Annotated in this window: 7 protein-coding genes; 4 read left to right on the plus strand and 3 right to left on the minus strand. The window is 36.6% G+C overall.

What is annotated here, in order from left to right:
* Positions 1-7: 7 nt before the first annotated feature.
* Together OM074_RS15805 and OM074_RS15810 are read right to left on the minus strand one after the other, a co-directional pair.
* Complete coding sequence (locus tag OM074_RS15805; protein WP_301201181.1) at positions 8-3499, minus strand: hybrid sensor histidine kinase/response regulator; 3492 nt, start codon at positions 3497-3499, stop codon at positions 8-10.
* 33 nt (positions 3500-3532) lie between these two features.
* Positions 3533-5431 (minus strand): tetratricopeptide repeat-containing sensor histidine kinase, encoded by a 1899-nt coding sequence (locus OM074_RS15810; protein WP_301201183.1) that lies wholly within the window; start codon positions 5429-5431, stop codon positions 3533-3535.
* A 462-nt stretch (positions 5432-5893) separates the two neighbouring features.
* Between OM074_RS15810 and ppnP the strand changes: the two genes are divergently transcribed.
* From ppnP to OM074_RS15830, 4 genes are all read left to right on the plus strand, one after another.
* Positions 5894-6175, plus strand: coding sequence for a pyrimidine/purine nucleoside phosphorylase (gene ppnP, locus OM074_RS15815; protein WP_301201185.1), 282 nt, complete (start codon positions 5894-5896; stop codon positions 6173-6175).
* Positions 6176-6194: 19 nt separating this feature from the next.
* On the plus strand, positions 6195-7568 hold the full coding sequence (gene rimK, locus OM074_RS15820; RefSeq protein WP_301201187.1) for a 30S ribosomal protein S6--L-glutamate ligase: 1374 nt from the start codon (positions 6195-6197) through the stop codon (positions 7566-7568).
* Between the two features lie 167 nt (positions 7569-7735).
* On the plus strand, positions 7736-8629 hold the full coding sequence (locus tag OM074_RS15825) for a TRM11 family SAM-dependent methyltransferase (RefSeq protein ID WP_301201189.1): 894 nt from the start codon (positions 7736-7738) through the stop codon (positions 8627-8629).
* 80 nt (positions 8630-8709) lie between these two features.
* Entirely contained in the window at positions 8710-10281 is a 1572-nt protein-coding gene (locus OM074_RS15830; protein ID WP_301201191.1) for a DUF1186 domain-containing protein, read from the plus strand.
* A 192-nt stretch (positions 10282-10473) separates the two neighbouring features.
* Here the strand turns inward: OM074_RS15830 and OM074_RS15835 are convergent.
* Positions 10474-11405: DUF6266 family protein (locus OM074_RS15835; RefSeq protein ID WP_301201193.1), on the minus strand; the 932-nt coding region annotated here is incomplete at its 5' end.

An 11405-nucleotide genomic window follows, 5' to 3' on the forward strand; every position in this document is an offset into this window, starting at 1 on the left:
ATGTTTGCTAGTTAAACGAAATATAAAAAGTAGAGCCGATATCCAATTCTGATTCAACTGATAGTTTGGCATCTAAAAGTTCTGCCAGTCTTTTAGATATAGTTAAGCCTAAACCGCCTCCGCGGTATAGTTTAGATAAGCTGCCATCTATTTTTCTGAACCTTTCAAATATTAGCTCCTGGTTTTCCTTTGATATTCCAATGCCGGTATCTTTAACATAGAACTGCAGGCCTTTACCATTTCGGTTTATCCCAAATTCAACAAAGCCGGTTTCTGTAAATTTAAAGGCATTATTTATCAGGTTAATAACAATCTGCCTAAGTTTATGCGGATCAGTTGTTATGGATACAAATTCATTCGAAATATGGTTGTTTACCTTAAACTCAACCTGTCTGGGTAGTATCTTGTTTTTATAAATCTCTGAAATACCGGATAAAAAATCGTTGAGGTCAACCAACTCCGGTTTAATTTTTAGCTGTCCGGCTTCAATATGCGAAAGGTCAATGATGTCATCAATTAAAACAAGCAGGTCATCTGAATTTTGAGTAATCTGGCGTACAAACATATCCCTTTCTTCTGCGTTTATAGAATCATCATTTAACAAAGTTGAAAAACCCACAACAGCGTTTAGAGGGGTTCTGATTTCGTGCGACATATTGGCCAGAAATGCAGATTTAAGCCGGTCAGACTCTTCTGCCTTTTCTTTTGCAACTACAAGTTGTTTGGTGCGTTCCTTTACTTTTTTCTCTAATCCAATCCTATGGTTGTCGAGTTCCTCATTTTGTTGAATAATCTTGTCACGCTGAGCTTTTATTTCCTCATTTTTTTCAAGCAACAAGTTATTGGCGTTGGTAAGCTTAATGGTTCGCTCCGCTACTTTTTCCTGCAATTTTATTTGTTGTTTCCAGATGTTGTTAAGTTTTATCCTGTAAATTAAAACAACGATTATAGCAATAGATAAAATACAGAAGATCCGGAAGTATACATTTTTATAAAAAGGGGCCTCTATTTTAATGGCTATTTGGGCAATAGGCTCATTGGTATTGCCATTGGTATGTTCTGATTTGACTTTAAAAATAAAGTTTCCGGGTTCTAAATTGGTATATATGGCTGTTCGTCGGGAATCAACATAATTCCACGTTTTTTCAAATCCTTCAAGCATATAAGCATAACTAATATTTTCGGGGTGGTGGAAATTTAGTGATGCATAATCAAAGGAGATTACATTCTGTTTGTGCGAAAGAGTGATCCCTTGAATATACTCTATGGGTTTGTTGATGGGAGATTCTGGGTGTTTAAAATCAACAGGGATATTAAAAATACTCATTCCTGTTATTTTTATGGGCGAAGTAAAATAATGGGGTGTTATGCTGTCCGGGTAAAAAGAGGAAAAACCGTTGGTGCCGCCAAATAAAAGTTCGCCATCTGTTTTTCTTAGGTGTGCTCCCCAGTAAAATTCATTGCCTTGTAAATCATCACTTTTATGGTAATTGGTAAATTCCCGTTGTGTGGGATTAAAGTGTGACAATCCATTATTGGTGCTTAACCATAAGAAATTAGCAGTTCCTTTCTCAATACCGTATACTACTTCGTCAGCCAAACCATCTGGTTTGGTATATTTTTCCACAATAATTTTATTATTGCTATAGTTTATTTTGTTTAAACCACCACCAAAAGTTCCTACCCATATGGTGCCTGTGTTGTCTTCCAGTATAGATGTGATCCTGTTATCGCCCAGACTGTGAATGTCATCTTTAACATTAAGGAATCTTTCAAATTTAAATGGTTCAGATACAGGTGTATGTATCTTTTGTCCATTTCTATAGGGTATATCTTCAAGCCTTATTTTGTTCAGACCGTTCCATGTTCCAATCCAGATGTTTTGCTGGCTGTCTTCGATTATACATCCCGATTGTATCCTGTTGTCACAAAGACTGGAAGGGATGTTTTCGCTGTGGTATATCCTATGGAAGGTATTGTCTGTCGGATTATAAATATTCAGGCCGTTTTCAGTTCCTATCCACAAGTTTCCATAACTGTCTTGTGTAATTTCCTGCACAATATTTCCTGAAACCGTTGTGGAATCAAGATAGTTATGGCTGAAATGCCTTATTGAGGGAAGGATTCCTTTCCTGATCAAGGCAATATCTTTTGATTTAAACATGGACACACCGGCTCCCCAGGTACCCACCCATATTTCACCTTCTTTGGTTTCGTAAACGTCCAGGATCCGGTCATCACCAAATACCATATGTCCAGGATCCAGATCGTTCATTCGGATGTATTTGGATTGGTTGGCTATTTTAAGGTTGAGGCCACCACCATCGGTCCCTACCCAAAGATTTCCATTGCTGTCCTCATACAGTGATCGGATGGTGCTATGCGATAAACTAGAAGGGTCGTGGGGAAGGTGTGTTTCATTATTAAAAGTATATTCTCCTATATAGCATTTGTTTACCCCGTGGTTTACAGTACCAATCCACATCAGTTGTTCCTGGTCCATATACATACACCACACCTTATTTCCACTTAATGAATTTGGATTGGAAGTATTGTAGTTGTAATGATAAAATTGTTGCTCTTTACCATTGGGGTTAATAATTTTTGTAATTCCTTTTGTGGTTCCAACCCATAAGTCGCCATAATTATCTACTTGTAATGTATGGATGTAATTATTGGAAATGGAATTATTATCGCCTGGTTTATTATAATAATGAGTAAATTTTCGGGTATTTAAATTGTAGCTGTTCAATCCTTTGGCGGTACCAATCCATATTAAACTATCAGAGGTTTGGGCAAGACAAAGTATATAGTTGTCAGTTAAACTGTTGGTGTTGTAGGTATCATGCTTATAATTTGTGAAAAAGTTTGTTGTTGTATCCATCTGCGCAAGACCGTTGGCTGTTCCTATCCAGGGAATGCCGTCATTGCCAATTAATATAGCCCTGATTTCATTATCAGGTATACTTAATGGGTTGTGTGGGTTATGTTTATAGTTTATAAACATATTGTTTCCCTGATATAATAATGATAAGCCATTATTTGTTCCAATAATTAAGGTGCCATCGTTTAATTGGTTAATAGAATGTACAGAACCATCAGCCAGGCTGTAAGGATTGTTCGGGTCGTTGTCGTATCGGATAAACTCTTCTTTATCCGGAAGAAATTTGTTTAGTCCTTTGAAATTTGTTCCTGCCCATAGGTTATTGTCCCTGTCAATAAAAAGGGTTTCTATAAAATTTTCCGATATGGAAGAGGAGTCGTTTATTTGGTGTTTGAATTTTTTAAATGTATATCCATCATACCGGCTCAATCCATTAAGTGTGGCAAACCACATATATCCTTCTGCATCCTTTACTATATCAAAAATCCGGTTATGGCTTAAACCATGTTTGGCTTTAATATGCTCAAATTTAACAGCATTGTTTTGTGCATGGATAACAAAGGATAGTGCTATGAGTAAGAGAAATATTATATTTTGCTTGTGTGAGGAAAACATTGCTATGTGTTTAAAGTCAATTTCAGGATTATTTTAATTAGAGTCAGCTTTTTGTGAAACAGGAACTTCAAATACAAATGAACTCCCTTTATTAGGAATGCTATCTATAGATATTTTTCCGTGATGTTTTTTAATCAGGGTGTTACAAAGTGCAAGTCCTAATCCTGAACCCTGTTCTCCCATTGTTCCAACTGAATATTTGCCTATTCGTTCTTTTAATACTATGTCAATTTGTTCTTGTGTCATGCCAACTCCATAATCCCTGACTGTAAAAATAATATTGTTGCTGATTTTTTTTGCAATAATATCAACCGTAGAGTGAGGATGCGAAAACTTGATGGCATTACTGACAAAGTTTCTCAATACGGTAAGTATCATGTTTTTATCTGCATAAAAAATAGAAGATTCAACAATGCTGTTGAGTGTAATGTTTTTTGTTGATGCAAGGTGCGAAAGGTGGTCGGTTGTTTTTGAAATAATTTCGCTTATCGAGGTTTTTTCAGGGGTGGATATAAGGTTATCATCACCGCTTTTTGACCACACAAGTAAAGTTTCTAATAGGTTATAGGTTGAGTTTACCATAGGTATATACTTGTTGATAAGTGAAGTTATGGATTTGTTATTGATTAGGTTGTGTTGTATTAATTGGGTAAAGTTTTTCAGGTTTCCCACCGAATCTTTTAAATCGTGGCCAATAATTGATAATATCTTTTGTTTGGAATTGTTTGCTGTATTTAGTTTTTGGGTAAGTATCTTGTTTCTTTTCCAGGCCCGGTTAATTAAAATTAAAACCAAAATACTAATCAGCATTAAGGAAGAGGCTATTATTGTTAGGGCTGTTAGTATTTTTTTTTGTTTGCTAAGTAAGGTATTTGAGTGTTGCGTTGCTTCAATAATTTCATCTTGTTGCAGCAATTTATGCTGTGTTTTAAGGTTTTTAATAATGTTTTCCTGGTTTTTCTTTTCAAGAGAATCGGAATAAGCCTGGTTTAAGAGCGCATATTTTAATGCCGATTTATAGTCTTTTTGAGAGTTGTATATTTTATATAGCAATTGGTAATTGGTTCGGAATAGGTCGTGGTTGTTGAGTTTGGATGTGTAGTTAAGTGAATTATTCAGGTGTTTAATGGCCCGGGCTTCTTTGTTTTGTTTATATAAAGATAGCGCTGCATAATATTCTTCCAGGGCCATATCATAAAGAAGACTGTCTTGAGTAAATGCCTTTAGTGCCTTGTTATGGTAGAGTAAGGCTTTGTGATACTCCTTCTTATCAGAATATGCAATAGCCAGTCTGCTATTATTGTATGCATGTAAAATATCAATATCGCTCTTTATGAAAGTATTTGACAGGTTATAGTAATAAATTGCCGAATCAGCATTGTTAATGGCTATATAATATGAACCGATATTGTGCAGGTCGTACGCTATCTTTAAAGAATCGCCCAGGAGTTTATTGTATTTTAAGGATAACCTATCGTTTATAATTGATAAATCGGATTTTCCCATCAAATCATATTCAATGGATAAGCGGCTGTGGCATGATGCCAGCAAGTCGTATTCGTTTCCGGCATACATCATGGCTTCCTGAATTATATTCAGGGCTTTTTTGTATTCCCCCATCATTGAGTAAATATCGCTAATGCCTAAAAGGTTGTATACAATATGGGTTGAGTCTTGATATTTAACAGACAGGTTTTTAGAAAGTGTGTAATAATGTAAGGCCTCGGTGTGGTTGTTGAGCAGTAGTTCATCTGCCAATTCATATTGAATGGTATATAAAATGCTGTCGTTTTGCGCATTCTGTAATAAGCTTTTTAGGCTATCCGTTTTATTAATGCACAATCCAATAATGCTATTAAATAATAGTAAAAAACCTATAAAAAAGTATTTAACAGATTTTATTCCACCTAATCCCATACTATCTTTCCCCAAAATATAAATCCTCTAACCTATTTTCTTATACAGGTATCATGCAAATACCCTTAATTAGTATCAGCAAGAAAATATCTATAACAATTAAAAATCCAATCGCTCACCCCTGACCCCTAAAGGGGAAATCCCTCGCTCAATTTGGGTTGATGGTTGTCCCTTTAGAGCCTGTCCCGAACTTTTGTTCGGGAGAGTAATAGGGAGTAAGGAGGGAAGAAATCGAATTTTCTTGCCAACACTAATTAAAAACTGTATACATTAATTAATCAATTTGGTTTCAGTATTTCTGCATGAAAATATTTTTTTATTTTGGTATATATCAAGTTTTAATTGGTATATGCAATAATAACAGCCTGCCATTGTAAAAAAATGCCAGCAGGTAGTAACATTGGAGGGGCTTTTTATCAGGGTGAGTCGTTTTAAAATTATCTTTGCTAAAAAAATATTAATCTAATAAAAATAGTCATGTTAAAAGTAAACGAGTATTTTGAGGGAAAAGTAAAATCAATTGCTGTCGACAATAGTACAGGGAAAGCTACTGCTGGAGTTATTGCTCCCGGAGAGTTTGAGTTTGGTACATCTACAGTTGAATATATGACTGTTACTTATGGCCAAATGGAAGTTTTGTTACCAAATGCATCTGATTGGAAACTGTACAATCAAAATGAAACTTTTAAGGTGGAAAAAGGAGAAGCTTTTAAAGTTAAAGTTGCAGAGCCTGTGAGTTACATATGCAGATACGAGTAGAATAAAATATTTAAAGGCCGTGAAAAAGATTATAGTAGGGAGCGAAGAATGGTGCAATTTCCCTCAGTTAAATATTCCAGGAATTAAAGCAAGGATTGATTCCGGTGCCAAAACATCTGCGTTGCATGCAGTTAATATCAGTCCGTTTAATAAAAATGGAATTCCCTGGATCAGCTTTGATGTTCACCCGTTGCAAAATGATGGAAAAACAACGGTCCATTGTGAAGCACCTGTTTTAGATAAAAGGCGGGTTAAGAGTTCAAGCGGTTCGAGTGAAATAAGGTTTGTGATAAAAACCGTATTTTCCATAGGAAACGAAGCTTGGGAAGTTGAAGTAACCCTTACCAACAGAGATTCCATGGGCTATCGTATGCTGTTGGGACGCCAGGCCATGTCGGGTAAAATTTTAGTCGATCCGGAAGCTTCATTTGTATTGGGGGATTTGTCAAAGGAAACCCTAAGTGGATTTTATCATACAAAGATCACAAAACCCACAGGCTTAAAAATTGGTTTGCTGGCCAGTAATCCTGATTTGTACAGTAACCTGAGGATTATGGAAGCCGGGCAGGAACGTGGGCATGAGATGGAGTTTTTAAGTATCAAAGATTGCTATATCAAGCTGGATGGTGAAAATCCGGAAATGCATTATCGTGGAGGACGGATTTTAAACGATTTTGATGCTATCATTCCAAGGATAAGGCCGAGTGCTACATTCTACGGGTGTGCCCTTACAAGGCATTTTGAGGCCATGGGGGTATACACCTTAAATTCAGCCTCTGCCATAACTCAATCGCGGGATAAGCTATATTCCTTGCAGTTGTTAATTAATAATGGATTGCCTATTCCTACAACTGGTTTTGCCAACTCGCCATTGGATACTGATGAATTAATTAAGATGGTGGGAGGTGCTCCTTTGATTGTAAAATTACTGGAAGGTACCCAGGGCAAAGGTGTGGTGCTGGCAGAAACCAAAAAGGCTGCAGAAAGTTTGATCAATGCCTTTAAAAGCTTAAGGGCAAATATTTTGGTGCAGGAGTTTATTAAGGAAGCCAACGGTAAAGATATACGTTGTTTTGTTGTAAATGGAAAGGTAGTGGCCAGTATTATGCGAACAGCAGCCCCCGGTGAGTTTAGGGCAAATATCCATATGGGCGGCACAGCATCCATCACAAAAATTTCGGCCGAAGAAAAGAAAATTGCCCTGCTGGCTGCCAAAACTCTTAATCTGAAAGTGGCAGGGGTTGATATCATCAGGGGTAAGAATGGAGCCATGTTGTTGGAAGTAAATTCCTCGCCTGGACTGGAAGGGATAGAAGGAGCTTCAAACAAAGATATTGCGGGAAAGATGATAGAGGCTGTTGAAAAAGATTTAAAGTATACTAAAGAAAAATGATAGGGGTAAAAAGCAACTTTATTGTTTAAGTATAGATTGATAAGGGGCTGTGCAAACAGTCCTTTATTTTTTTATCCTTGCAGGTTTTATATTTTTGCATCTCTATCCTAATAACATAAATGATGCCGTACAACTATATATATTCCTTTGTTTATAATGATCATGAAATGGAATTGTGCAAGCTCGAAGCACGACATGTTTTTAACCGTGAGGAAAAAAACAAGTTGCTGTTCTCGGATATAAAAGTAGAGCCCTCGCACAGTGCATTCATAAAAAAGAGGCTCGACATTTCACTTTGCTCCCCAAGCTACGACGGGCTTATCGAAGATATTAAAGAGCAGCAAATATGTATGGAAGGCTTTAAAGTGGAGTACTTGGTGCTGGATGGGGATACAACTTCGTACGAAGAGCGGCTCTCAAAATTAAGGGATATAGGCTATAGTATTGATGGAACACCAGATTACTACAATCCTGCAATCACCTATGGATTGTCGTATTATAATGGAGAGTGGTACTTTGGTGTGTTAAATAAAAATAATTTAGATTGGAATAAACACAAGAACAAGCCTTGTTCTTTTAGTAATTCGTTAAATATTAATTTAGCTAAAGCCCTGGTGAATATTTCCTCAAAAGGTAATTCAGGTAAAAAACTGATTGATGCCTGTTGTGGTGTGGGAACGGTGATGTTAGAAGCCTGTTTTGCCGGATATTCTATAGAGGGGTGCGACATCAACTGGAAATCATGTGTGCACACAAGAAAAAACCTTGCGTTTTACAGCTATAAGGCAGAAGTGTACCGTTCAGATATAAAAGATATTACAGCTAGTTACGATGCGGCAATAGTGGATTTGCCTTATAATTTGTATAGTTATTCGAATGATGAAATTACTGCAAATATTATTTGCTCAACCGCCCGGATTGCCCAACGGGTTGTTGTAGTTTCTACATCTGATATAAAAGACATCATACATAAGGCTGGACTGAAAATATCTGATTTTTGCACTCTGGAAAAGGAAGGTAAATCCAAATTTGAACGAAAAATATGGGTGTGTGAGAAGTGAGGGATATATTCATACTTAATGTCTCTATTTAGTGATTAAAAATAGTAGTTTTACTTATTCAATTATTAATCGAAAACAAAATGAAGAAAAATACTTCGGAATCAACATATAACATTACCAATGATACTTCTTTATTGAATGATATTTATGGTATTACCCCCCAAATTAATAGCCATATACAAAAGGCGTATAAAATGGCTCTAAGTGGCAATGCCAGCCAGGTTAAAAAACTACAAGACTTTATAGAAAAATATCCTCAAATACCTCATTTTAAAAACTTTTTATCTGTATTATATCAAAAAAGAGATCAGGAGGATAAAGCATACGAAACGATTAAGCGCACCATACAAGAAAATCCCGATTATCTTTTTGGAAAGCTTAATTATGCTGATATGTTAATTGATGAAGGTGAGTTGGAAAGGATACCTGAAATACTGGGAGAGGAGATGGAGTTGTATGCTTTGTATCCAGAGCGGGATACCTTTCATATTAGCGAGGTTACTTCCTTTTATCAACTCAAAGCTCGCTATTGCATGATGAATAAAGACCTTGACGGAATTGAGGAATGTGGCGAGTTTTTAGATGAAGTAGCACCGGATTCGAATGCTGCAAATATGGTTACCAGGATGCTCGCAATGGAAACTATGCGACAGGGGATGGTGCGTATGGAAAGAGAACAGGAAGATAGGATAGTAGCAGAATTTGAATCGGAAGCAGCGAATAGTAATAAGGTTGAGGAACCTGAATTTACGCATTCCGAAATATTTGCCTTGTATCAAAATGATATGCATATCGATAGGGAGATACTGCATAATATTTTGACCCTGCCTCGTACCAGTGTTATAAAAGATTTGGAGCAGGTTCTGGTTGATAGTATTGAGCGATTTAACCATTTCCATTCTTTATTGAAAGAAGATGATGGGAATGTTGATTTTATGATCCATGCCATATTGTTGTTGGGAGAGTTAGAAGCAGTTGAGAGCCTTCCTGTTGTGTTGAGGATGTTATCGCAACATGAAGAGTATTTTGATATGTACTTTAGCGATTACTTGAACGATGGATTATGGGAGCCTGTATATAAAATTGCCAATAGTAAGTTGGATGAACTAAAAGCCTTTATGCTTGAACCCAATAAACATACTTATGCAAAAAGTATGTTGTTCAAAATAACGGAGCAAATAGTAGCACATCAACCTGAACGAAAGCAAGAAGTAGTAAACTGGTATCAGGATTTATGTACAGAATATGCTAAATGTTCAGTTGGAGATAATATTATTGATAACGAAATGTTTGCATTTTTAATATGGTCGTATGCCGATATAGTTGGCAAGGATGCCGGTCCGTATATTAAACCGCTTTTTACAAAGGGCTGGGTTGCTGAAGGTATTTGCGGTAGTTACAACGATATTATTAGTGAGAGTAAGAAAGATAGAATTAGTAAAGATGAGATTCTGGATATTGATAAAAGGTATGATGATTTATTAAATAAATGGTTTGATTTTATGAATGAAAAGGAATATGAAACACCTTTTAATTCATCAATTTGGGATAACGTGAATCAACCTGTTTTAAATGAGAGTAAAGTGGGGCGCAATGATCCATGTCCTTGTGGTAGTGGAAAAAAGTATAAAAAGTGTTGTTTGGAGAACTAGAGGAAGAGTGGAGAATTAATTTACGGAACGGTTCTGTACTACATAATGTACATACAGAACCGTTCCTTAGAGCACTGTTTAGCTCCGATATATAGTTGGAATTTGGAAGTGATTTACAAGCAGGAAAAACAAGCTGTAAATCACTTTATGTTTTATGCTTCCAACTTTTTATCCTTAGCAAACTGTAAATAATCATTCATCTTCCGGTATCACAACCGTACCTACGTGTATGCTATTACTTACACGATTTGAATCGTCCATGGCAGCGAATGCCAGGTAACAGTGGACTTCGGTTCCGGGAGGGGCATCAGGCAGGAGCATAGTGGCTTTACCTGCTGAACGGATGCTTTCGCAAATGGAATACTCCGGATAATACCCTTCGGCAATGGCTACCATGATAACCCCGTTGTTGGCAAACAGATCATTGTTAGAGGCTTTGTACCTCCAGTTAAAAACAACTTCCTCACCATTAATTTCAACACTTGGTCTGTTAGCTACTTGTAATGGTCCAACAGCTAAAACCAGATTTTCAAGGTTAACCTTACAATTAGGATATTCGCCTTCAATGGTGTATTTCATTAACTCAGACATGGCTGCATTCTGTGGCGACTTTAAGCTGTCCTGATTTTTGAACCCCAATTGTATCACCGGATACAGTGGTTGTAAAAACTTGGTAGCAAGTCTGAATTTTGCTCTGTGTGCCAGTTGTTTTTCACTGGCTTTGTGATTACTAAAATCTGGTAGCGATTTCATAACAGAGATACCTTTCCATTGACTACCAACTGTGCTACCTACTTTTCCTGTGAATCTTCCGTTGATTCCTTTTTTATTATTTTTTTTGTTTTTAATCTTAAATATGTTTTTCACAATGTTGCCTTTTGTTTTAGGCGACGTAACTTCTTTATTTTTATTGGATGTTTTTTCAACCTTATTGCGTTGCATCCATTTTGAAATTACGGTTGTAAGAACTCCTGCTAGCAGGGTGATCGCAGACCGGATAATCATTGTTTGAGGATCTGCATCCTGGGACGAGAAGATTTGAGCATCTGCTGCTTCCATCACTCCTAAAGTACCCAGTGAACCGATGGCGAAATTTTTAAGTTCATGCATCTTTCTGTTTTTGT

The sequence above is a fragment of the Plebeiibacterium marinum genome, from assembly GCF_026013615.1.
GTDB lineage: Bacteria > Bacteroidota > Bacteroidia > Bacteroidales > Marinilabiliaceae > Saccharicrinis > Saccharicrinis marinus_A.

Bases quoted from the DNA above. Each gene is read 5' to 3' on its own strand.
- ppnP (WP_301201185.1), top strand. From the start codon at position 5,894: ATGTTAAAAGTAAACGAGTATTTTGAGGGAAAAGTAAAATCAATTGCT.
- OM074_RS15825 (WP_301201189.1), top strand. From the start codon at position 7,736: ATGGAATTGTGCAAGCTCGAAGCACGACATGTTTTTAACCGTGAGGAA.
- OM074_RS15830 (WP_301201191.1), top strand. From the start codon at position 8,710: ATGAAGAAAAATACTTCGGAATCAACATATAACATTACCAATGATACT.
- OM074_RS15805 (WP_301201181.1), bottom strand. From the start codon at position 3,499: ATGTTTTCCTCACACAAGCAAAATATAATATTTCTCTTACTCATAGCA.